Source organism: Pseudomonas sp. IT-196MI5, assembly GCF_949767415.1.
Taxonomy (GTDB): Bacteria; Pseudomonadota; Gammaproteobacteria; order Pseudomonadales; family Pseudomonadaceae; genus Aquipseudomonas.
This window is the reverse complement of sequence record NZ_CATKPZ010000055.1, coordinates 207,690-227,999: the sequence shown is the minus strand read 5'-3', so window position 1 is coordinate 227,999 and position 20,310 is coordinate 207,690. Positions and strand designations below refer to the sequence as shown.

General features: G+C 60.1%; 25 protein-coding genes and 1 pseudogene. 9 read left to right on the top strand and 17 right to left on the bottom strand.

The features are described from left to right. Positions 1-137: 137 nt before the first annotated feature. From ACM6IK_RS23750 to ACM6IK_RS23735, 4 genes are all read right to left on the bottom strand, one after another. Positions 138-575, bottom strand: coding sequence for a DUF3995 domain-containing protein (locus tag ACM6IK_RS23750; protein ID WP_414876252.1), 438 nt, complete (start codon positions 573-575; stop codon positions 138-140). Positions 576-691: 116 nt separating this feature from the next. Further along, complete coding sequence (locus ACM6IK_RS23745) at positions 692-1,705, bottom strand: ABC transporter substrate-binding protein (RefSeq protein WP_414876251.1); 1,014 nt, start codon at positions 1,703-1,705, stop codon at positions 692-694. Positions 1,706-1,823: 118 nt separating this feature from the next. Beyond that, positions 1,824-2,027 (bottom strand): hypothetical protein, encoded by a 204-nt coding sequence (locus tag ACM6IK_RS23740; protein ID WP_414876250.1) that lies wholly within the window; start codon positions 2,025-2,027, stop codon positions 1,824-1,826. Further along, the gene (locus tag ACM6IK_RS23735) at positions 2,027-2,497 is read right to left on the bottom strand and encodes a hypothetical protein (RefSeq protein ID WP_414876249.1); all 471 of its coding nucleotides are present in this window, start codon (positions 2,495-2,497) and stop codon (positions 2,027-2,029) included. Before ACM6IK_RS23735 ends, ACM6IK_RS23740 begins: the two co-directional genes overlap by 1 nt. Before the next feature lie 413 nt (positions 2,498-2,910). On the opposite strand from ACM6IK_RS23735, the gene ACM6IK_RS23730 reads away from it, so the two are divergent. Both ACM6IK_RS23730 and ACM6IK_RS23725 read left to right on the top strand, forming a co-directional pair. Continuing rightward, entirely contained in the window at positions 2,911-3,159 is a 249-nt protein-coding gene (locus tag ACM6IK_RS23730; RefSeq protein ID WP_414876248.1) for a hypothetical protein, read from the top strand. 161 nt (positions 3,160-3,320) lie between these two features. Next, positions 3,321-3,551, top strand: a complete 231-nt coding sequence (locus ACM6IK_RS23725) for a hypothetical protein (RefSeq protein ID WP_108217952.1) — start codon at positions 3,321-3,323, stop codon at positions 3,549-3,551. A 213-nt stretch (positions 3,552-3,764) separates the two neighbouring features. Here the strand turns inward: ACM6IK_RS23725 and ACM6IK_RS23720 are convergent, their stop codons facing one another. Together ACM6IK_RS23720 and ACM6IK_RS23715 are read right to left on the bottom strand one after the other, a co-directional pair. Next, positions 3,765-4,988: a methyl-accepting chemotaxis protein gene (locus ACM6IK_RS23720; protein ID WP_414876350.1), complete on the bottom strand. Its 1,224-nt coding sequence runs from the start codon at positions 4,986-4,988 to the stop codon at positions 3,765-3,767. A 619-nt stretch (positions 4,989-5,607) separates the two neighbouring features. Beyond that, on the bottom strand, positions 5,608-6,012 hold the full coding sequence (locus ACM6IK_RS23715; protein WP_007907888.1) for a TraR/DksA family transcriptional regulator: 405 nt from the start codon (positions 6,010-6,012) through the stop codon (positions 5,608-5,610). A 369-nt stretch (positions 6,013-6,381) separates the two neighbouring features. Here ACM6IK_RS23715 and ACM6IK_RS23710 point away from each other — a divergent pair, with 369 nt between their 5' ends. From ACM6IK_RS23710 to ACM6IK_RS23700, 3 genes are all read left to right on the top strand, one after another. Then, entirely contained in the window at positions 6,382-6,987 is a 606-nt protein-coding gene (locus ACM6IK_RS23710; RefSeq protein ID WP_414876247.1) for a glutathione S-transferase, read from the top strand. Positions 6,988-7,166: 179 nt separating this feature from the next. Then, on the top strand, positions 7,167-7,850 hold the full coding sequence (locus ACM6IK_RS23705; protein WP_414876246.1) for a response regulator transcription factor: 684 nt from the start codon (positions 7,167-7,169) through the stop codon (positions 7,848-7,850). Beyond that, entirely contained in the window at positions 7,828-9,222 is a 1,395-nt protein-coding gene (locus ACM6IK_RS23700) for a sensor histidine kinase (RefSeq protein WP_414876245.1), read from the top strand. The genes ACM6IK_RS23705 and ACM6IK_RS23700 overlap by 23 nt, the downstream gene beginning before the upstream one ends. Positions 9,223-9,351: 129 nt before the next feature. Here ACM6IK_RS23700 and ACM6IK_RS23695 read toward each other — a convergent pair whose 3' ends face one another. The 3 genes and pseudogenes from ACM6IK_RS23695 to ACM6IK_RS23685 all read right to left on the bottom strand — a co-directional run. Beyond that, positions 9,352-9,762: an SRPBCC family protein gene (locus ACM6IK_RS23695; protein ID WP_414876244.1), complete on the bottom strand. Its 411-nt coding sequence runs from the start codon at positions 9,760-9,762 to the stop codon at positions 9,352-9,354. Between the two features lie 29 nt (positions 9,763-9,791). Then, entirely contained in the window at positions 9,792-10,589 is a 798-nt protein-coding gene (locus tag ACM6IK_RS23690; RefSeq protein ID WP_414876243.1) for an SDR family NAD(P)-dependent oxidoreductase, read from the bottom strand. Positions 10,590-10,591: 2 nt separating this feature from the next. Next, a pseudogene (locus ACM6IK_RS23685) lies at positions 10,592-10,990 on the bottom strand (aldo/keto reductase); the annotation flags it as partial. Positions 10,991-11,401: 411 nt separating this feature from the next. On the opposite strand from ACM6IK_RS23685, the gene ACM6IK_RS23680 reads away from it, so the two are divergent. Both ACM6IK_RS23680 and ACM6IK_RS23675 read left to right on the top strand, forming a co-directional pair. Continuing rightward, complete coding sequence (locus tag ACM6IK_RS23680) at positions 11,402-11,764, top strand: DUF6124 family protein (protein ID WP_414876242.1); 363 nt, start codon at positions 11,402-11,404, stop codon at positions 11,762-11,764. 177 nt (positions 11,765-11,941) lie between these two features. Then, the gene (locus tag ACM6IK_RS23675; protein WP_414876241.1) at positions 11,942-12,862 is read left to right on the top strand and encodes a LysR substrate-binding domain-containing protein; all 921 of its coding nucleotides are present in this window, start codon (positions 11,942-11,944) and stop codon (positions 12,860-12,862) included. Here ACM6IK_RS23675 and ACM6IK_RS23670 read toward each other — a convergent pair. Both ACM6IK_RS23670 and ACM6IK_RS23665 read right to left on the bottom strand, forming a co-directional pair. After that, a complete protein-coding gene (locus tag ACM6IK_RS23670; protein ID WP_414876240.1) occupies positions 12,783-13,379 on the bottom strand; it encodes a DinB family protein in 597 nt (198 codons plus the stop codon). The genes ACM6IK_RS23675 and ACM6IK_RS23670 overlap by 80 nt on opposite strands. Before the next feature lie 72 nt (positions 13,380-13,451). Continuing rightward, complete coding sequence (locus ACM6IK_RS23665; RefSeq protein WP_414876239.1) at positions 13,452-14,561, bottom strand: NAD(P)/FAD-dependent oxidoreductase; 1,110 nt, start codon at positions 14,559-14,561, stop codon at positions 13,452-13,454. Positions 14,562-14,750: 189 nt separating this feature from the next. Here ACM6IK_RS23665 and ACM6IK_RS23660 point away from each other — a divergent pair, with 189 nt between their 5' ends. Next, positions 14,751-15,071 (top strand): DUF2388 domain-containing protein, encoded by a 321-nt coding sequence (locus ACM6IK_RS23660; RefSeq protein ID WP_414876238.1) that lies wholly within the window; start codon positions 14,751-14,753, stop codon positions 15,069-15,071. 53 nt (positions 15,072-15,124) lie between these two features. Here ACM6IK_RS23660 and ACM6IK_RS23655 read toward each other — a convergent pair whose 3' ends face one another. Next, a complete protein-coding gene (locus tag ACM6IK_RS23655) occupies positions 15,125-16,057 on the bottom strand; it encodes a pyridoxal-phosphate dependent enzyme (RefSeq protein ID WP_414876237.1) in 933 nt (310 codons plus the stop codon). 215 nt (positions 16,058-16,272) lie between these two features. On the opposite strand from ACM6IK_RS23655, the gene ACM6IK_RS23650 reads away from it, so the two are divergent. Further along, a complete protein-coding gene (locus ACM6IK_RS23650) occupies positions 16,273-16,932 on the top strand; it encodes a methyltransferase family protein (protein ID WP_414876236.1) in 660 nt (219 codons plus the stop codon). Between the two features lie 107 nt (positions 16,933-17,039). Here ACM6IK_RS23650 and ACM6IK_RS23645 read toward each other — a convergent pair whose 3' ends face one another. The 5 genes from ACM6IK_RS23645 to ACM6IK_RS23625 all read right to left on the bottom strand — a co-directional run bounded on the left by ACM6IK_RS23645 (position 17,040) and on the right by ACM6IK_RS23625 (position 20,183). After that, positions 17,040-17,702, bottom strand: a complete 663-nt coding sequence (locus tag ACM6IK_RS23645) for an HAD-IA family hydrolase (protein ID WP_414876235.1) — start codon at positions 17,700-17,702, stop codon at positions 17,040-17,042. A 60-nt stretch (positions 17,703-17,762) separates the two neighbouring features. Further along, positions 17,763-18,170 (bottom strand): response regulator, encoded by a 408-nt coding sequence (locus ACM6IK_RS23640; protein WP_414876234.1) that lies wholly within the window; start codon positions 18,168-18,170, stop codon positions 17,763-17,765. A gap of 290 nt (positions 18,171-18,460) precedes the next feature. Next, on the bottom strand, positions 18,461-18,730 hold the full coding sequence (locus ACM6IK_RS23635) for a pentapeptide MXKDX repeat protein (protein WP_414876233.1): 270 nt from the start codon (positions 18,728-18,730) through the stop codon (positions 18,461-18,463). Between the two features lie 53 nt (positions 18,731-18,783). Then, positions 18,784-19,569: a molybdopterin-dependent oxidoreductase gene (locus tag ACM6IK_RS23630; protein ID WP_414876232.1), complete on the bottom strand. Its 786-nt coding sequence runs from the start codon at positions 19,567-19,569 to the stop codon at positions 18,784-18,786. Further along, a complete protein-coding gene (locus ACM6IK_RS23625; protein WP_414876231.1) occupies positions 19,566-20,183 on the bottom strand; it encodes a cytochrome b/b6 domain-containing protein in 618 nt (205 codons plus the stop codon). Before ACM6IK_RS23625 ends, ACM6IK_RS23630 begins: the two co-directional genes overlap by 4 nt. Positions 20,184-20,310 lie beyond the last annotated feature (127 nt).

Genomic DNA, 20,310 nt, shown 5'->3' with positions numbered 1-20,310 from the left:
TGGACCGGCCTCTTCGCGGGTAAGCCCGCTCCTACAGGAGATTTGTGAGCGACACAGCCCCCCGTAGGAGCGGGCTTGGTCCGGGCGGCGATCCGACGAAGGCGATAGACCTGTCAATACATCAGGACCGGTCTGTCTCAAACCCAGGCCACCGCCAACAACCCCGCCCCCAGCACCACACACAACGGCGAGTAGACCCAGGTATCCAGCCGGGCAAATTTCGAGCCTTTGACCTCTTTGAAAAAACCTACCAGCTCCGAATCGCCAATCGCCCGGGCAAACAGCAAAATCGCAATCGCGCTGATCACCCACTGCAACGACCAGTGATGCAACGGTGGCAGCCACCAACCCACCCGCAAGCACACCAGCGCGGCAATCAACAGCAACAGCCCGGCCACCACCAGTGTGATCCAGCCTCGTGGCTTGAACGCCGGCCGCAGTTGCGCGCTGCCCACCTGCGGCACTTGCGGGACCACCGCCACCGCCGCCCACTCACCACCCAACGCCCAATACACATGCACCAGACTGATCGCGGAGAAGATCGTCACCAGCGACTGAGCCAACAACAGGGTCATGGTTCAGAAATCCTTGAAAGGGATATGAACAGAACATTGTAGGAGCTGCCGCAGGCTGCGATCTTTTAATTTTGCTTTTTAAGACAAGATCAAAAGATCGCAGCCGGCGGCAGCGCCTACAGGGCGGCGGAGACTTTATCCGCCACGTCCTTGGGCAGCCAGGCCCTCCAGACGTCCGGATGAGCCTTCATGAACGCCTGCGCCGCCTGACGCGGCGGCGTATGTTTCTCGCTCATCTCGGCCAGCGCCTTGTTCAGCGGGTCGATCGGAAAGTCGACCTTGGCGAAGAACTCGGCAATCTGCGGATACTGCTTCTGGAAGGGAGTGGACACACCGATGGACAGTTTGGAGGCCAGGGAACGGGTCGGCTGTGGGTTGGGGTTGTCGGCGTCGGTCAAGGTCTTCCAGGCTTGCGCGTCGAACGGTGGCTCTTCGAGTTGAATCAGCTTGAAGCGGCCGAGCAACGGCGTGGGCGACCAGTAGTAAAACAGCACCGGCTTGCCACGATGAATGGACGAACTGATCTCGGCATCCAGTGCCGCACCCGAACCGCTGCGGAAGTTCACGTAGCTGTCGTCCAGTCCATACGCCTTGAGCTTCTGCTTGTTGACCACTTCCGAGGTCCAACCGATGGGGCTGTTGAGGAAACGCCCCTTGGTCGGGGCTTCCGGGTCCTTGAACACGTCTTTGTAACGCGGCAGGTCGCTGACGCTGCGCAGGTCCGGCGCCAGCGGCTTGATGCCCTTGGCCGGGTCGCCCTTGATCACATATTCCGGCACCCACCAGCCTTCGGTAGCGCCCTTGACCGTGTCGCCGAGGCTGACGACTTTGCCTTCGGCTTCTGCCTTGACCCACACAGGGCTGCGACCGGCCCACTCTTCGCCAATGACCTGGATGTCATTGTTGGCCAGGGCGGTTTCCAGGGTGATGGTGGTGCCCGGCAAGGTGTCGGTCGGCAGCCCATAGCCCTTCTCGACAATGATGCGCAGGACATCGGTAATCAGGCTGCCGCTTTCCCAGTTCAGGTCGGCGAAGTGGATCGGCGCCTGGGCGGCAAACACCGGAGCGGGTGTCGCCAGTAAACCGAAAGTGGCCAGGACCGCAGCCAGCAACCGTCGAAATCCGTTCATGCTTTTGCACCTCGTGCTGTTCACAGCAATAGCAGGATGGCCTGGCAGTAGACCGCGAAGCCTCTGAATACTCAGTCCAATGACTGTAGTAGAGGTTCCTGCTTTCGAGGTGTGTGGATCAGTTTTCGCAGGTTTGCTGCAAACTCATCAGCTCGCGCCTGACCATGCTGGCGTATGGCGCCGGTTGCAGTTGGTAAAGCTGTGACGCCACCCAATTCAGCCAGGCTCCTTGCAGAATGACCTTCTGCCCGAACAGCCGCCGCGCTTCGTCTTGAGCGCTGGCCAGGTTCTGTTCGTGGAAATCGGCGCGGGTCAGGGTCATCACTCGCTGGCCTTGAAGGTCACCAGCTCACCCTTGCGCCACTTGGCCGCTTTGGCGGTCACGGCTTTGAGGGTCTTGGTCAGGCCTTCTTGCAGCTGTTGATGGGCCGCAAACACCATCACCACGCTGTGACCTTCCTTGAACACTATCCCCTGACCGTCGGCCGTGGTCACGAAGGCGTAATCGCCAATTCCGTAAACCGTCAGTTTGATGTCGCGGAACTTGATGTCCAGCTTGCCGCCTTCACGACTGGGCAGCACGGACGCGCTGAAATGATCGCCGACCTTGAGTTTGAGTCCGGGCTTGTCGTCCACCACCAGGGCTGATTCGGTGTCGATTTCGGCAATGTAGATGCCTTCAGCGTTCTGTTCGGTCATGTAAACGAAACGTGACTGAAACTGCTTGACCAGCTTTGCGCGCAAATCACCCAGTACGAACAAAGCATGCATATCGAGATTACTTACTGCCAAGGAAACATCCCCACATCTGAAAAATGGTGCCGTACGCGAAAAATAAACGCACAGCCAAAAAAGCGGCAATGCCGAAGGTGTCGCCAAAGAACCCGGATTGAAGTCCTGAATGAGCTGTGCGCTCACTCATCACGAAGCTTGAGAAGACTACTGGAACGTCACCCGCGTCGTGCTGCCTGGTGTTCGTCACAGGCTGAAGGAAAACACCCTTCCTGCGGCCAGAAAATCATGGACTATCAACTTCGGGGAAAAATCTCATCAAGAAAAAATCTTTTCCTACATATCGTCCGCAAAAAATTGCATTAGATAAACATCAATCACCCACCAGTGGGGGTGATTCTAGAGCAGCGATGCTCTTGGAGACTAGCCAAAACGACGTACATACGTCGATAAAACCATGAAAAGGACTTCATATGTGCACGCTGACTCACTTTGCCTATCCCTTGGTGCCTGACACGCAAACACCACCGATCTCGCACCCGATACGCTTGCGCCCCCATGAACCGCGTCTCGATGCCCCAGCCCGTCCGCGATTTCAGGTGGTGATGGCAGGCATTGCCTTCTTTCATATCAAGGATATTTCGACAGGCTGCGTAAGAGGTTTCCGAGCGGATCATAATGAAGCCTGTGCCCTCGCCCGGCTTCTTGAATCACATTGTTGACATACCCGCCGCACACATCCCCATTGACGTTTCGTCTGCCCGCCGACTTATCTCAGCCGTCGACGGGCAACTACTGCCATACTGCCAGCCCAATAAAACGGATCCGCAAAAAATCGGGTTGCGTTGACAACAACATTGTATTTCCAGGGGAAGTCTGCAACGTGACGGAATTTGATATCGGCGAGTTTTTTATCCGGGGGGAAGCCAGAGAAATCGACGGTGAATTCCAGGCCGTGATTGTCATGCGAGCCAAACCACCGCTAAAGACCGTGACATATTACCAGGTCGAAAAAGATCGCTGGTTCAAAACCCCGGATGTCGCCGCCATTGCGGCCCAGGAATCGGCCAGGGAGCTGAAGGCGGCGGTCGATGCGGGCGCGCTGAAAGCCTGATTGTCGGGTTGGCGGTGCGCAACGACGCAGATTGGCAGGTACTCCGCTGCCAATCATGACCGCGATATCAACTTTGCCTTGCATGCTGACCCTCCCAACTTAATTAGCAACCTAATTAATAGGTATGCTAATTAGTTTTCCAGCGAGGAAACAGCGAAACCCTGCACAGGTTAATTGCAGAGTTCGTAACAATCGCCCGACAGCCCGGATTTTCTAGCGCGGTTTTTCCGGTTTGTAGCCCAGGCGTAAACCGCCCCAGTGCCGGCCCTTGAGCATGATCGGTACCGAGAGATCGTGCATCAACTCGCCGGTGTCGCGCGTATAGGTCTGCAGCAACACGGCCTTCTGATGGCTGCCACAGCGGATCCCTGTGCGGTCAGCGAACTTGCGTTTGGTCCGGTTCTGCAAGGCATCGACCTGCGCGTCCCCCGTCAACGGCTGACTGAACGCCTTGTTATGGGTCGGCACATAACCCTGCTGGGTGCAGGCGATGGCGAACACCAATCCTTCGTGACGCGGTAACAACGGTTCCTGGATCGTTGGCAGAACCTGATCGGTGTAGCGGTCGAAACGCGTCTGGTACTTGGCCGGGCTGGTATTGGGAATAGTCTGGTAATTGCGGTCGAACAGATCGTCGAGACTGATTCGACCGGCATCGATATCCGCCTCGAATCGCGCGGCAATCTGCGTAGCGCCATCGCGCGCCAGGTCATAGATCCGCTGGTGATAGTCATCCAGCCCCACCTCGGCAAGACGCTCGCTGATGGTTTCGGCCTGCCCTTCCATTTGCACTGCCGCATGGGCCAGGCGTTGAGTCTGCTGGTCGCTGACCGCCAGGTCGCTGCGCATCTGTTCGATGGCGTGGAACAGGCTGTCGAGTTGTTCACGGTTGGTGTCTGCCCCTTGGGCGATTTCCCCGACCTGGGACTCGACACTCGCCGCCAGACGGGCAATGTTCTCCAGGTGCTGCCCCGTCTGTTCGACCTGCTCGACACCGGTATCGAGGTCGCTGGACAGTTGGCGGATCTGCTCCACCACCTGCGCGGTGCGTTGCTGGATGTCGGCTACCATTTCGCCCACTTCGCCCGTGGCAGTCGCCGTGCGTGCGGCAAGCCCACGCACCTCGTCGGCCACCACTGCAAACCCGCGACCGTGCTCCCCCGCCCGCGCCGCTTCTATCGCTGCGTTCAACGCCAACAGGTTGGTCTGGCTGGCGATGGACTGAATCACCAGGGTCACGCGCTGGATATCATCGCTGCGCAGGCTCAAGGCTTCGATCAGTTCACGGCTGTTGTTGGCGCGCTGGCTGAGTTGATGCATGCGCGCAATGGACTCGATCAGTTGCGTACGCCCCACCGCGCCACTTTGATGAGCCTCGCTGGCAGCACTGAGCGCCTGGCGACTGAGCGTCGAGGTGGCCTGTTCGGTGGTGATCATGACCTCGGCGTTGCTGACGATCTGTGCCGCCGCCGCGAGCTGCGATTGCAGTTTGTCCGCCAGCTGCCGAACCGAGAACGCCACGCCAGCAGCTGACAGCGCGTTATGGCTGGTGGTGTAGGAAAGGTCGCGAGTCAACTCGCCGATGGCATCGGGGTTGGCGGGGCAAGCCGCCTGCGGGGTCGCGCGCGAACGCAGGCGAGGCAGCCAGACAATCAATATGGCCAGGGGCAGCCCAAGGTAGAGCGACCATCCGCCCAGCGTCATGCCACTTAACAACAGCATCAGGGCGATGCTTTGCAGCGTCGGTGTCAGCCAGCGGTTTTTCGGCAACAGCACGGGTGCGGGCACTGCCGCAACCAGAGACCCGTCTCTCGTCATCATCGTTACCCCGGAAAGCTTCTAATTGTTGTCTTCGCATTAAACGCCACTATAAAGCCATTATCCATGAGCCTTTAGTCGTGAGCGTTGCAGCAGATCAATAGAACAACCGGGAAATCGAAGACGGCAGAAAACGAAGATCGCAGCCTGCAACAGCGCCCTACTTCAATTGCGTAGGAGCTGCCGCAGGCTGCGATCTTTTCAAAGGCAGTCCATCTTGATGGACTGCCTCGCAGAATCAGGCCTGACGCTGGTGCTTGTCGATTTGCTCGTGACGCTCTTGAGCTTCGATGCAGTACTTGGTGGTCGGGCTGATCAGCAGGCGCTTGAGGCCAATCGCCTCGCCGCTGTCGTCGCACCAGCCAAAGCTGTCTTCCTTGATGCGCTCAAGGGCTTGTTCCAACTGAGGCAGCATGCGCTGGTCGCGATCGATCGCGTTCACCAGCCAGGTGCGCTCTTCTTCGACCGAAGCCGCGTCTGCCGGATCGGCCGGGGTGTCCAGGCTTTCGATGGCGATGCGGTTCTGTTCGATGCGCTCATGGGTTTCGACTTTCATGTTCTGCAACAGCTCGGAGAAAAAAGCATGTTGCTCGGCATTCATGTAGTCATCCGCCGGCATGGCCAGCAACTTGTCCTTTGTCATTGATATCTCTATAAAAAAACGTGCATTAAGGCGAATTAGGGAGCGTTCCGGCAGACCTGGGCAGGCCATCGGAAAGGCGCCGTTTGTTCCAAGCGCCACCCGGCACTCAATTTACGAGGGGCGGCAGTCTACGGCCGACTTGAGGCCTCAGCAACTGAAAAGACAGCGAATTTGTCCGACAAAGCCCTGAAAATGCTCTACCGCAAGCTTTGAGGTGGTAATCGGAGTGCGTTTATAGCAAGAAATTCAACCGAGCGGCTGTATATAGATGACAAACGGCCTGCACCGGGCATATTCACGGTCATTTGCAGGGCTGCGAACCTCAGCTAAGGTTGTCCCTCCCGAAATGGCCATATAAAGGAAAGGACCATGAAGCTGATCGGTATGCTGGATTCGCCCTATGTCAGGCGCGCCGCCATTTCTGCCAAATGCCTGGGAATCGCCCTGGAACACCGATCGGTCTCGGTGTTCCGCCACGTCGAACAATTCCAGCAGATCAACCCGGTGGTCAAGGCGCCCACGCTGGTGCTGGATGACGGTGAGGTGTTGATGGATTCGACGCTGATCATCGACTACCTGGAAACCCTGACCGATAACAGCCTGATGCCCGTCGAACCGGGTCAGCGTCTGCGCGCGTTACGCCTGATCGGCCTGGCGCTGGCCGCCAGCGAAAAGTCCGTGCAGCTTTACTACGAGCGCAGCTTGCGGCCGGCGGAGATTCAATTCGAGCCCTGGGTGCAGCGCGTCGAAGGACAGCTGACGGCGGCCTATTCGGCGCTGGAGCGGGAGCTGGAAAAACAGCCGCTGAAGACTGACGGTTCGATTGGGCAGGATGGCATTACCCTCGCCGTAGCCTGGAGCTTCACCAATCTGGTAGTGCCGGATCAGGTGAGTGCGGCGCAGTTTCCGCGGGTTGCAGCGTTTACTGCATATGCCGAGGGGCTTGAGGTGTTTGTGGATACACCGATCGAATAGCTGGATTCGCTTCGCCTGACCTGCCGTCTTCGCGAGCTTTTGCGGCGAACGGGTATGTTCAGCGGGATCGGCGCATTGACCGAACCCCGGAATTTCCATGAACTTTTATTTAGAAAGCCTGCGATCATTTCTTGGCAAAATGCCGCACAACGTTGTGAACATTTAATCAGGCCAGCCCTATGACCCGCATCTTGACCATCGAAGACGACGCCGTGACCGCCCGGGAAATTGTCGCCGAACTGAGTAGCCACGGCCTCGACGTCGACTGGGTCGACAATGGCCGTGAAGGGTTGGAACGTGCGGTCAGCGGCGACTATGACCTGATCACCCTCGACCGCATGCTGCCCGAGCTCGATGGCCTGGCGATCGTCACCACGTTGCGGACCATGGGCGTGACCACGCCGATCCTGATGATCAGCGCGCTGTCCGACGTCGATGAGCGCGTGCGCGGCTTGCGTGCCGGCGGCGACGACTACCTGACTAAACCCTTCGCCACCGATGAAATGGCTGCCCGGGTCGAAGTCCTGCTGCGCCGGCAGAATACCGTGACCGCCCGAGCCACCACGCTGCGGGTGGCGGATCTGGAACTGAACCTGATCAGCCATGAAGCCAGCCGCGACGGCCAACTGCTGACGCTATTGCCCACCGAATACAAACTGCTGGAATTCCTGATGCGCAATACCGGGCAAATCCTCTCGCGGATGATGATTTTCGAAGAAGTCTGGGGTTACCACTTCGACCCCGGCACCAACCTGATCGACGTCCACATCGGCCGTCTGCGCAAGAAGATCGACCCGCCTGGCAATGCCCCACTGATTCGGACCGTGCGAGGCTCGGGTTATGTCATTGCCGAACCCGTCTAAAGGCTGGCGCTCTTCCAGCAGCCGTTTGCTGGCGCTCTACAGTTCGCTGTTCGTGATCTGGAGCGGGATTCTCATGGGGGTCATGTACTACGAGGTTTCCGCTTACCTGGATAACCTGGCCAAGCATTCGCTGATGCAACGCCAGCACCTGTTTTCACGCTTCTCGGGCGAACAACTGGTGGACGCCCTCGCCGTCAGCATGACCTTCGATATCCGTGGCATCGACGCCTACGGCCTGTTCGATGCCCGGCACCGTTACCTCAGCGGCGCCCTGCGCTACATTCCGGACGGCTTGCCGCTCGATGGCAAGATCCACACGCTCAGCGACTGCGCCGAGTCCGACGACCCGACCCTGCCCAACGACAGCTGCGACGCCGTGGCGACCCAGACCCGCGACGGTTGGTGGCTGATTCTGGTTCGCGACAACGGCTCGCTGTTCGCCGTCACCCGGATCATCCTTCACGCCCTGTTCTGGGGTGTGACCCTGACCATCGTGCCGGGCATTGTCGGCTGGTCTTTGCTGCGGCGCCGGCCGTTGCGACGCATTCGCGGGATTCAGGCCAGTGCCGAAGCCATCGTCGCAGGCGATCTGAGCCGACGTTTGCCGCTGTCCAACCGGCGTGACGAACTGGACATGCTCGCCGCCATCGTCAACGCCATGCTCGAACGCATCGAGCGTTTGATGAACGAGGTCAAGGGCGTGTGCGACAACATCGCCCATGACCTGCGCACGCCCCTGACCCGTCTGCGTGCGCAGCTTTACCGCATGCAGCAGCAAGCCGGCGAAAGCTCGCCACAGGCCATGCAACTGGACCTGGTGCTGGCCGAGGCCGACACGTTGATGGCGCGTTTCCGTGGCTTGTTGCGGATTTCCGAACTGGAAGATCGCCAGCGTCGTTCCGGTTTCGTGCAACTGGACCCGGTGTCGTTGTTGCAAGAGCTGCATGAGTTCTATCTGCCCCTGGCGGAAGACGACGGCCTGGTGTTCCAACTGCACCTGCCCGCGTCATTGCCCCCCCTCCATGGCGACCGCGCACTGCTGTTCGAAGCCGTGGCGAACCTGCTCAGCAACTCGATCAAATTCACTCCGCCCGGTGGCGCGGTGATCTTGCGCGGGATCAATGCTGGCGGGCACACGCGGATCGAAGTGCTCGACTCCGGCCCGGGCATTCCCGAGGCGGAACGTGAAGCGGTGTTCCAGCGTTTCTACCGCGCCGAGGCGGGCAATCAAAAGAGCGGCTTCGGGCTAGGGCTGTCCATCGTCGCGGCGATTGTCAGCCTGCACGGGTTTACCCTGGAGGTGGGCACCAGCGAACTGGGTGGTGCGCGGCTGGTGCTCGATTGTCGGGAGAGTTTGATTCCTCAAGCCTGATACCGATCACCTGTAGGAGCGAGCCTGCTCGCGATGGACGTCAACGATAACGCGTGCAGTCTGATTCGACGCGTCGACCTTGCGTCCATCGCGAGCAGGCTCGCTCCTACAAGGGATTGCTGGTGTTTATCAAACCGGGTAATTGGCCCGCAACGCCTCAAGCCCCCCCTGATAGATGCCGTTAAACAACGCCTCCACTTCCTCGTTGCTCACACCCACCGGCTCGAACCGCCCGGACCAGGTCACCCGCGCGCCCTCGCCTTGCGCTTGAACCTTGATTGTCGCCAGATAACCAGTCGCCGGAAACGGTGCCTGTAAAATCGAGTAGCTGTAGGTTTTGCCGGCGTTGTCGAACACTTGCAAACGCTCGACCACCACCGTGCCATCGCTGGTTTCCAGCCGGCGTACCCGCCCGCCTTCACTGAGCTCGCTCTTGGGAATGAACGGCAGCCAATCCGGCAGCGAGTTGAAACCGCCAATCAATTGCCAGACCTGATCGGCCGAGGCCGGGACTTCGATAGTTGCTGATGCAGTTGCCATGTCGGGTGCTCTCTCAAAGTTTTTGGGGTTCAGATGGCCAGGCTGTCGACGACACCGCCGTCGACCCGCAAGGCAGCGCCGGTGGTGGCCGAGGATAACGGCGAAGCGATGTAGGCCACCAGATTGGCGACCTCCTCGACATCCGCTACGCGCTGGATGATCGACGTCGGCCGGGCCTTGCGCACGAACGCATCGGCTTCGTCCCGGGCGCTGCGTCCGGATTCGGCGGTGGCGTCCTTGAGCATGTCTTCCAGGCCATCGGTAAAGGTCGGGCCGGGCAGGATCGCATTGACCGTCACGCCGGTGCCGGCCAGGCGCTTGGCCAGGCCATGGGACACGGCCAGATTGGCGCTTTTGGTCACGCCATAGTTGATCATGTCCGCCGGGGTCGCCACGCCGGATTCCGAAGACAGGAAGATCACCCGCCCCCAACCCTGCTTGACCATGTCCGGCGTGTAATGCCGGGACAGGCGCACGCCGGAGATCACGTTGACCTCGTAGAAGCGTGTCCACTCACTGTCCGGCGCGTCGAAGAAATCCACGGTGTTGAAGATCCCGAGGTTGTTCACCAGGATGTCCGCCCGTGGTTCGGCGGCGAACAATATTTCGGCGCCTTCGGCGGTGCCGAGGTCGGCGGTCACGCCGCGCAATTGCGCGCCGGGTACGCGTTGGCGAATGCTCGCCAGCGCCTGCTCGACCTTAGCCGTGTCGCGGCCGATCACCACCACCGTGGCACCCGCCTCGGCCAGTGCCTGGCTGATGCCCAGGCCAATGCCGGCGGTGCTACCGCTGACGATTGCGAGTTTTCCGCTCAAATCAATCTTCATGTTCAAGCTCCAATGAGGGGCAAGGGTGCGCGCTCGGAAACCAGCTTTGCCTCACGCATCGCCTGCCAGAATGCAGCGGGAATTACCGCCGACAACGCGGCCACGTCTTCAGCGATCCGATCCGGGCGGCTGGAACCCGGAATCACTGCGGCCACTGCCGGGTTGGCCAACGAGAACTGCAATGCAGCGGCTTTGATGTCGACACCGTGGGCCGCTGCAATACGTTTGATCTGCTCGACCTTGTTGATGATCGCCGGGCTGGCCTTCTGGTATTCGAAGTGCACACCACCGGCGAGGATGCCCGAGCTGTACGGGCCACCGACCACGATTTCGACGTTCTGCGCCAGGGCCGCGTCCATCAAACGTTGCAAGGCGCGATCATGGTCGAGAAGAGTGTAGCGGCAGCATTTGTGCTCGCTGAAGATCCAGTGTGGGAGCAAGCTTGCTCACGATGGCGGCGCCTGTTTAAAGCGCATGTTTAACGGCTGTCAGCGTAACTTGATGAAAGCTACAACGCCTTGCGTCATTGCCTACGGGTACGCCAGAATCCGCCGGCTTACGCGTCTTGAGCCCGGGCATTATCGTTAGCCGGTCGCTGAAAAACAGCGATCGGGTTTGGTAGCCCGGACTAATTAGGCGCATAGCGCACCGTTTGCAGACCTTTCAGGTCTCTGTTTTATGGTGGCCATGCGCAGGGCTCTCTCGGGAGCGCCGGGTTCCTAATTACCGGTCTACCAACCCGCGTATGGCCGCCACCCCTCGTTTGGTAGCGAGGGCTGAAGGCTCCGTGATTTCAATTAGGAGTTCCATCAATGATCAAGCCCACACCCAATCCCCCGGAAACAAATCCAGCCTCCCCCTACGAAAGCCCCGATTCCAAGCAATTCCACGAAGCCGCCGAACGCGCCCTCAATCACTACTTAAACCCCGCCGCCAACATCATGGCCACGCCCCACAAACCGTCCACGATGTTCACTATCAACCCCGACATCGATACCGAAACCCTGCTGGCCCACGCCTGCGAATCACCGGCCTCGGCCAACGTCATGACCAACGATCTGGCGGGTTTTCTGGACGGATCGCACCGCAACACACTGCTGGGCATTGCACAGGTCATCATGCTGGGTGAGTTGGCGGTGAATCGGGCGCTGGATCGGCTCGATCCACCTGAATAAAGCACCGAACGCGTGGGAGCGAGCCTGCTCGCGATGAGGGAGTGTCAGTAAACGATGATGTGCCTGATACACCGCTATCGCGAGCAGGCTCACTCCCACAGGTCATCAGCGAATTCCAGGTTCCGCAGGGTTTGGTGCTTTACTGAAAAGACCCCCAACCCCAGCGAGCCCTCCACCATGAACCGCAACGACCTGCGCCGCGTGGACATGAACCTGCTGGTGATTTTCGAAACCCTGATGTTCGAGAAGAACCTGACCCGGGCCGGGGAAAAACTGTTCCTCGGCCAGCCCGCTGTCAGCGCGGCGCTGGCAAAGTTGCGCGATCTGTTCGACGACCCGTTGCTGGTGCGCAACGGACGCACCCTGGAGCCGACCCTGCGGGCATTGCAGATTCTCAAGGAATTGCAGCCGGCGATGGACACCATTTCCGGGGCAGTCAGCCGGGCCAAGGATTTCGAGCCCTCCACCAGTCGCGACGTGTTTCGAATCGGACTGTCCGACGACGCCGAGTTCGGGCTGTTTCCGCCGCTGCTCAAGCAGATTCGTGAAGAGGCGCAGAACGTTGTGGTGGTGGTGCGCCGAGTGAATTTCCTGCTGATGCCATCGATGCTGGCCAGCGGCGAGATTTCCGTCGGCATCAGCTACACCACCGAATTGCCAGCCAATGCCAAGCGCAAGAAGTTGCGCGACTTGAGTGTGAAGATCCTGCGTGGCGATGACCGCCCAGGCCCCTTGACCCTGGACGAGTTCTGCGAACGCCCTCACGCGCTGGTGTCGTTTTCCGGGGATCTGAGCGGCGCCATCGACAACGACCTGGCACGGATCGGCCGTTCGCGCCGAGTGGTGCTGGCGGTGCCGCAGTTCGCGGGGTTGCGGGCCTTGCTGGCGGGTACTGACATGCTCGCCACCGTGCCGGATTACGCAGCCAGTGCGTTGATCGAAGGCAGCAGTCAGCTGCGGGCAGACGACGCCCCGTTTGATATCAAGCTCTCCGAGCTGTCGATGGTCTGGAACGGGGTCAACGATAACGATCCGGCAGAACGCTGGTTGCGCTCGAAAATTGCACAGCACATGGCGGCGCCACTATCGGGGCATTGATCGACTGCAGGACTAACGACTCGGACTCGCGCAAATACACCGGCATGTCGGTCACCGGTGGCATGGCCGGAATCTCGAAGTACATCTGCACCACCCAGCCACGGTGATAGCTGGCGTGGTTGACCACGTGCATCAGCATCGCGCCGGCGCTCATGGTGCCGCTTTCACCCGAGACAAAGGTGAATTCCAGGAGCTTGTCCAGGGAGGCATCGGTTTGCCGGGCGCTCCAGTCGCAGTACCAGCGATCGATCTCTTTTTGCGCCATGCGCAGTTCGCACAGATCGGCATGCAGCAGGTCGTGTGAGGTCTTGAAGCCATGCCCCCGGCCTTCGAGGTGCGCCTGCCAGATGCAATCGACCACGTAGACATGATTGAGGGTGCCGATCATGTTTTTGAACACCGACACCCGTTCTTTTTTGACTTCCCCCGGAGGGAGCGCTGCGAGGCTGTCAAAAAGGCGCTGATTGGCCCAGCGTTTGTAATCGGCCAGCAGACAGGCAGTGCGTACGGTGATCATCAGAGTTCTCCGATGGCAGTAAGCGCATCCCCTAGCATAGACCCGATGACGGCAAAGCAGTGCCAGCCCTGATCATCGGTCGTCCAGGCGTTTTACTGCGTGTTCGGCGAGCGCCAGGCAACTGGTCAGCCCCGGTGATTCGATGCCGAACAGATTCACCAGCCCCGCCACCCCATGCTCGGCCCGACCGCTGATGAGAAAGTCGGCAGCCGGTTCAGTCGGCCCGCTGATTTTCGGGCGAATACCGCTGTAGGCCGGTTGCAGGCTGTTGTCCGGCAACCCCGGCCAATACCGGCGGATCGCCTGATAGAACCCTTCGGCCCGGCGGGGTTCGACGCGGTAGTCGATGTGTTCGACCCATTCGACATCCGGCCCGAAGCGCGCCTGCCCGCCCAGGTCGAGCGTCATGTGCACACCCAGTCCCGCACCCTCCGGGGCCGGATACACCAGGTGCCGAAACGGCGCCCGGCCGCTGAAACTGAAATAGCTGCCCTTGCACAAATGCGCCCGGGGAATGAATTGCCCAGGCAGACCAACGATAGCGCGCGCCACCTCGGGCGCGGACAGCCCCGCGCAGTTGATCAATTCGCGGCAACACAGGGTCATGGGTTCAATACCGCCCATGCGCAGCTCGAAGCCCTGCTCCATGCAACGGGCCGACAGCAGCGGTGTGCGCAAGGCCAGCGTCGCGGCGAACCGCTCGGCATCGCCCTGAAGCGCCAGCATCAGAGCGTGGGAGTCGACGATGCCGGTGGACGGCGACCACAGCGCCGCGACGCAGGACAACGCCGGTTCAAGCGCCCCGGCCTGTGCGCCATCCAGCCATTGCAGGTCATCGACACCATTGAGACGCCCCTGCGCCAACAGACGCTGCAAAGCCAAGCGCTGCGGCTCATCGGTGGCCACGATCAGCTTGCCGACGCGCCGGCAATCAATACCGTGCTCATCGCAATAAGCATAAAGACGCTGCTTGCCCTCCACGCACAACCGCGCCTTGAGGCTGCCGCCCGGGTAATAGATACCGGCGTGAATCACTTGCGAGTTACGCGAGCTGATGCCCGTGCCGATGCCCTCGCCCGCGTCAACCACCAGCACATCGCGCCCGCTCATGGCCAAAGCCCTGGCCACTGCCAATCCGACGACGCCAGCCCCGATCACCACGCTTTGAATATCGACGTTCAACGACCCTGCCCCCTCACACCCGTTCACGCTGCCGATAGTCGGTCAGGCTGGAGAAAATCGCCAGTGACAAGGCCATGAAGTCCCCGTCCATATGCACAGTCGGCAGTGCCAGGGAACTCTCGGCGATTGCCACGCATCCTAAATTATGTGGTATTTCCCTTATGCTCCATGCTGTTGGAGGACACCATCATGCGCCGCATGTTTATCCTTTCTTCCCTGCTACTTTGTTTGCCCGTCGGTTCCGCTCTGGCCAAAGTGGATGCTGGTGATGTCGCCACTTCCGCCGGGGTTTCCGCTTCGCTGTACTCAACGTTCAAAGACGACAAACTCATGATTCCCGCCCGGGATGACGCTTCCAGCTTCGTCGCCAGTGGCGGTGCGATTCGTGGTGCCTATCTGGAGGCACTGTTGAAAAAAGTCCGTCAGGACAATCCCGCCCTCAACAATGCAAGCGACGAAGACCTGGCCCGCGCCATCCTGGTCCAGGAAGGCGTTGCCGCCGATCACTGAAGATCGTCATCGCCAGTGGTGGGGCTTGTGACACCGGGATAGCGTTTGCGGCCCTACCTCGCGTGCGTGCCAGTGGACAAGCGTGCCCACCCGGCCACGAGTTGCGCGTTGATACTCACCCCGCCGCACACTACGATCACCACGTCATTGGCGTCGGCAATCGCCGGGTGATCCAGGTAGGCAATCGCCAATGAAACCCCGCATGCCGGTTCGACCAGCTGACGCAAATCATTGGCGTAACGCACCACGCCCATGATCGCCTCATCATCACTGAGCACCACGCACTCATGGGAGAAATCGCCGATGTGCCTGACCGGCCAGGCCGCCACTTGCGCGGCGCCCAGGGACGTGGCGACGGTGTCGATTTTCGGCAGTTTGACCGGGTGCCCGGCCGCCACCGCTGCGGCGAACGACGCCGCGCCTTCGGTTTCGCAGGCCACGATGCGGCAATCGGTGTGCCGATGACGAATCAGGCCGGTGAGCAGCCCCGCCAGCAAGCCACCGCCGCCCACCGAGGTCACCAGCACATCCACTGGCGGGCAGTCTTCAAGGATTTCATCGACCAGGGTGCTGTGCCCTTCCCACAACACCGGGTGGTCGAAGGCGGGCACGAATTCACTGCGTGGGTCCTGGGCGAGCTCCCGTGCCTGTAGATTGGCTTCGTCCCAGACCTTGCCGTGCACGATCACCTCGGCGCCGGTATTGCTGATCCGCGCCCGGGTGCTTAGCGGGGTGGTGTGCGGCACCACGATGCATGCCTTGAGCCCCAGGCATGCAGCGGCCATGGCCGTGGCCAGTCCCGCGTTACCGCCGGAGGGACAGACCACCTTGCGCTTGCCCTGCTGCGCCGCCCGGCTGCACAGCAACCCGATGCCGCGTATTTTGAACGAGCCGCCAGGTTGCAGATTTTCCAGTTTCAGCCAGATACGGCGGGTCGGAGTCGACAGACCAGGGTGCAGGATCAAAGGCGTGCGGATGTGAAGCATACAGGCTCCTGTTTCACGCCACCGGCTCGTCGAACTCGTGCGAGTCGGCGGTGAACGGTCCTCTCTGTCAAGCTTAGTTCACCAGGCCTGCGGGCGACCGTCCCGGCGGTCCGGCGCAGGTTGCGATCTTTTACCCATGGAAACTCGAAGGCCAAAGAACGATCAAAAGATCGCAGCCTACGGCAGCTCCTTGTAAGCCTGTTCGTGGAGGGATCATGAAAATTTCGGCCAAACTGGCATTTTTCGCCGTCGTCAGCACCCTCGCCTACCTCGCCCTGGCGATCTGGGGACTGGGTGGTTTCGCAGCCTATTTCAGCCACGGTTCACTGGTCGTCGTTGCCCTGGCCACTCTGATCATGGCTGTCGCTTCTCTGTTCACCGAGGTCAACCTGAGTTCGGGGGAACGCGAAGACCGGGCCAACCGCTGGGTCATTCCGGCCTTCGGCGTGATCGGCTTACTGAGCGGCTATGTACCGGCTTATACCGACCGCATCGATTTCTGGACGTTTGGCGGTGAAGGCGTGCGCTGGCTCGGCGCACTCTTGTTCGTTGTCGGCGGCGCGCTGCGGTTGTGGCCGGTGTTTGTGCTGGGCAAGCGCTTCAGCGGACTGGTGGCCATTCAGCCGGGGCATCGGCTGGTCACCGATGGTATCTACCGCAACCTGCGCAACCCCAGTTACCTGGGGATGATGGTCATCGGCATGGGTTGGGCATTGGCCTTTCGTTCTGGTGTCGGGCTGATACTGGTGGCGCTGACGCTGATCCCGCTGATCGCGCGCATTCACTCGGAAGAAGCCTTGCTCCGGGCGCAGTTCGGCAGCGAATACGAGGCCTATTGCGCCCGCTCCTGGCGGCTGATTCCCGGGCTTTACTGACAGGAACACTGTTCCCCTGTGGGAGCGGGCTTGCTCGCGAAAGCGGTTCATCATTCAACAAACATGTCGACTGAAAGGACGCTTTCGCGAGCAAGCCCGCTCCCACATTAGACTGCGTGCAGGCGTAGACCATCGGCATCCACCTGAACCCGGACCGATTCATAACTTGCCAACGTCGCATGCGGCGTCTCAACAGGCTGTTCATGAGTCGCCGTCACGATCATCAAATCCGCCCCCGCCGCCTCGGCCGCCAGAATCCCCACCGTGGCGTCTTCAAAAACCAGACATTGTGCAGGCTCGACCCCCAGGCGCCGGGCCGCGAGGCGGTAACCGGCGGGGTCCGGCTTGCCGGCAGTCACATCCTCGGCGGTGATCATGACGGCAGGCTCCGGAATCCCCGCCGCCGCCAACCGCCGCAACGCCAGTTCCCGCGGGGCGGAAGTGACGATGGCCCATTGGCTGGCAGGCAACGACCGCAAGAACTTCGCCGCGCCAGCCACTTCGAATACCCCGTCGACATCGTCGATTTCCGCTTCGGTAATCCATGCGGCTTCGGCCTCGGCATCCACCCCGGGCAAGCCCAGGCGCCTGATGGTGTCGACGGCGCGGGCGCCGTGGATGGAGGGCAGGAAGGTGTCGACATCGACGCCATGGCGCACCGCCCAGGTTGTCCAGACCCGCTCGGCGGCGGCAATGGATGTCAGCACGGTGCCATCCATGTCGAACAGAAAGGCACGGTAAGTCGAGTTGAATACAGAGTGATCGGACAAGAAAAAGAACCTCGCAGGTGCCGGACGGATTTGCCCGGCAATGTAACACCTGCGCGCAAGTCAGTTGAGTCGTTTGGACTTGAACGTCTGGCCCACGCAATCGAGCAGCCCGCCAATCATCCAGGGTTTCTTGATGAAGGAGACCTCATGCCGCACGCCTGCGCTTTCAGGGGTTTCGAAACCGGACATGATCATGATCGGCTTGTCCGGCCAGCGATCGCCGAACTGGTTCGCCAGGTCCGCGCCATTGAGCGTGCCGGGCATGGTGATGTCTGTCAGCAGCATGCCCACCTCCGGCGCATGCTGTTCCAGATAGTTCGCCGCTGCGTCCGCACTGATTTTCGGCTCGACGACAAACCCCTCCTCCTGAAGAATCTCACAGAGAAACTCCAGGATCATCGGGTCGTCCTCAACCACCAGAATCAACCCGCCAGGAAGATCTCCACCCGCCGTCGGTACTCGACTCATGACCGTGCTGCCCCCTGATAGCCTCAATGATTTCGCGGGCTCTGACCCGCTACCTTAAAGGTATGAGCAGCGGACTCAGCGGAAATTCATTTTTGATGCAACCAGGTGACCGGCATCAAGCGTACTGATCAATTTTGCCCATCAGGCGGCACGCTTTCCCTGAAGCCCTGCGGAAAAAACCTGTGGGAGCGAGCCTGCTCGCGATGGCGGCGGATCAGTCAACATCGATGTCGACTGTCAGGCCCTCATCGCGAGCAGGCTCGCTCCCACATGTACCGCGGTGGCTGGACTTACTGCGACATTTCGCTTTTTTTCATCGCATCCTTGGACATGGCGTCTTTTTTCATGCCGTCCTTGCTCATGGAGTCTTTGGACATGCTGTCTTTGGACATGGCGTCCTTGGACATGGAATCGGTCTTCTTCATCGCGTCTTTTTTCATCGCATCCTTGGACATCGAATCCTTGCTCATGCTGTCGTTGCTCATCGTGTCGGCTGCGAACACAGAGGCAGCGCCAACGGCCAGGCACATGGACAGAACTACAGTGGTCAACTTTTTCATGATGAAACTCCTCGAAGCGTGGGTTGTGGACGTATGAAATGGCCAGGCATCCATCAGCTGCCACCGAACCAGTTATAGCCCTGGTCTTCCCAGTAGCCGCCGCTGTAGGTGTTGCTGACGAAAATCGCCTGAATGTGTTTGGGGTTCTTGTAGCCAAGCTTGGTGGGCATGCGCAGCTTCATCGGGAAGCCGTATTCGCGCGGCAGCACCGCGCCGTCATACGTCAGCGTCAGCAGGGTTTGCGCGTGCAACGCGGTGGCCATGTCGATGCTGGTGTAGTAGTCGTCGGCGCATTTGAAACCGACGTATTTGGCATCGGTGTCAGCGCCGACTCGCTTGAGGAAGTCACTGAAGCGCACCCCACCCCAACGCCCGATGGCGCTCCAGCCTTCGACGCAAATGTGTCGGGTGATCTGCTCGGTCTGGGCCATGGCGCGCAGCTCTTCGAGGCGCCAGCTGCGTTTGTCGGCGACCAGACCGGTGATTTCCAGGCGATAGCCCTCCTCCTCCACCGTCGGCGCCTCGTCGATGCCGTAAAAGGCATTGAAGGGAAACGGCCGGGTGATCATCGACGCCGGATAGGTCGGCGCCATCGCATGGGGGTTGAACAGCCAGCCCTGCACCCGATCGTTGAATCGCGACATGGACGACAACGCAGTCTCGACGCTTTCGTTGTCGGTGATGTTGCAACCGGACAGCATGGCTACGCCTCCGAGGGTCAGGCCACGCAGCAGAAACGAGCGGCGCGAGCGGTCTTCGATTTGCGGGGCGAGGATCTTGCGGGCGTCGGCGAGGATCGAAGCCTCGTCCAGCCCGGGGACCTGAATGCGCTTTTTCATACCTGCTCCTTGCGGCCGACGATCATGGCCAACAGCGTTTTCGGAACCAGCGCGACCATCAGCAGATGCACTGCGACGAAGGCCACCAACAGCGCCATGGCGAAAAAGTGCACACGGCGCGCGCCTTCATAACCAAACAGCCATTCACGCAACAGCGGGAACTGCACCGACTTCCACAACACCAGCCCGGAGAGCACCAGCAGCGTGATGTCGACCATCACGAACAGGTAAGCCAGCCGTTGCACCTGGTTGTAATGACTGGGGTCGGCATGCCCGAGTTTTCCGCGCAAGGCGGCCCACAGGTCCTGCAGCACGCCTTTGGGTGAAACCGGGAAGAAACGCCGTTTCAGGCGTCCGCTGAACAGGTTGAAGGCCAGGTAGACCAAGCCGTTGATCGCCAGGAACCACATCGCCGCGAAATGCCATTGCAGCGCGCCACCGAGCCAGCCGCCGAGGGTGATCGACTTGGGAAAACTGAATTCATAGATCGGCGAAGCGTTGTAGATGCGCCAGCCGCTGGTGACCATCACCAGCACTGCCAGAGCGTTGAGCCAATGGGTCAGGCGTAGCCAGCGTGGATGAGTGGACGTGGGTGAAGCAGTGGTCTGCGACATGTCCGGCTCCGGTTTGTTGTTCGTTGGAGCCGAGTATGGGAGCGCGGAGATCGCCAAATCCTCACGTAAAGTTAAATTAAACGTGATAACTGCTCATTCACTACCGACCAAAACCCTGTAGGAGTGA

Bases quoted from the DNA above. Each gene is read 5' to 3' on its own strand.
- ACM6IK_RS23750 (WP_414876252.1), bottom strand. From the start codon at position 575: ATGACCCTGTTGTTGGCTCAGTCGCTGGTGACGATCTTCTCCGCGATC.
- ACM6IK_RS23745 (WP_414876251.1), bottom strand. From the start codon at position 1,705: ATGAACGGATTTCGACGGTTGCTGGCTGCGGTCCTGGCCACTTTCGGT.
- ACM6IK_RS23740 (WP_414876250.1), bottom strand. From the start codon at position 2,027: ATGACCCTGACCCGCGCCGATTTCCACGAACAGAACCTGGCCAGCGCT.
- ACM6IK_RS23730 (WP_414876248.1), top strand. From the start codon at position 2,911: ATGTGCACGCTGACTCACTTTGCCTATCCCTTGGTGCCTGACACGCAA.
- ACM6IK_RS23720 (WP_414876350.1), bottom strand. From the start codon at position 4,988: ATGATCACCACCGAACAGGCCACCTCGACGCTCAGTCGCCAGGCGCTC.
- ACM6IK_RS23715 (WP_007907888.1), bottom strand. From the start codon at position 6,012: ATGACAAAGGACAAGTTGCTGGCCATGCCGGCGGATGACTACATGAAT.
- ACM6IK_RS23710 (WP_414876247.1), top strand. From the start codon at position 6,382: ATGAAGCTGATCGGTATGCTGGATTCGCCCTATGTCAGGCGCGCCGCC.
- ACM6IK_RS23705 (WP_414876246.1), top strand. From the start codon at position 7,167: ATGACCCGCATCTTGACCATCGAAGACGACGCCGTGACCGCCCGGGAA.
- ACM6IK_RS23700 (WP_414876245.1), top strand. From the start codon at position 7,828: ATGTCATTGCCGAACCCGTCTAAAGGCTGGCGCTCTTCCAGCAGCCGT.
- ACM6IK_RS23695 (WP_414876244.1), bottom strand. From the start codon at position 9,762: ATGGCAACTGCATCAGCAACTATCGAAGTCCCGGCCTCGGCCGATCAG.
- ACM6IK_RS23690 (WP_414876243.1), bottom strand. From the start codon at position 10,589: ATGAAGATTGATTTGAGCGGAAAACTCGCAATCGTCAGCGGTAGCACC.
- ACM6IK_RS23680 (WP_414876242.1), top strand. From the start codon at position 11,402: ATGATCAAGCCCACACCCAATCCCCCGGAAACAAATCCAGCCTCCCCC.
- ACM6IK_RS23675 (WP_414876241.1), top strand. From the start codon at position 11,942: ATGAACCGCAACGACCTGCGCCGCGTGGACATGAACCTGCTGGTGATT.
- ACM6IK_RS23670 (WP_414876240.1), bottom strand. From the start codon at position 13,379: ATGATCACCGTACGCACTGCCTGTCTGCTGGCCGATTACAAACGCTGG.
- ACM6IK_RS23660 (WP_414876238.1), top strand. From the start codon at position 14,751: ATGCGCCGCATGTTTATCCTTTCTTCCCTGCTACTTTGTTTGCCCGTC.
- ACM6IK_RS23655 (WP_414876237.1), bottom strand. From the start codon at position 16,057: ATGCTTCACATCCGCACGCCTTTGATCCTGCACCCTGGTCTGTCGACT.
- ACM6IK_RS23650 (WP_414876236.1), top strand. From the start codon at position 16,273: ATGAAAATTTCGGCCAAACTGGCATTTTTCGCCGTCGTCAGCACCCTC.
- ACM6IK_RS23640 (WP_414876234.1), bottom strand. From the start codon at position 18,170: ATGAGTCGAGTACCGACGGCGGGTGGAGATCTTCCTGGCGGGTTGATT.
- ACM6IK_RS23635 (WP_414876233.1), bottom strand. From the start codon at position 18,730: ATGAAAAAGTTGACCACTGTAGTTCTGTCCATGTGCCTGGCCGTTGGC.
- ACM6IK_RS23630 (WP_414876232.1), bottom strand. From the start codon at position 19,569: ATGAAAAAGCGCATTCAGGTCCCCGGGCTGGACGAGGCTTCGATCCTC.
- ACM6IK_RS23625 (WP_414876231.1), bottom strand. From the start codon at position 20,183: ATGTCGCAGACCACTGCTTCACCCACGTCCACTCATCCACGCTGGCTA.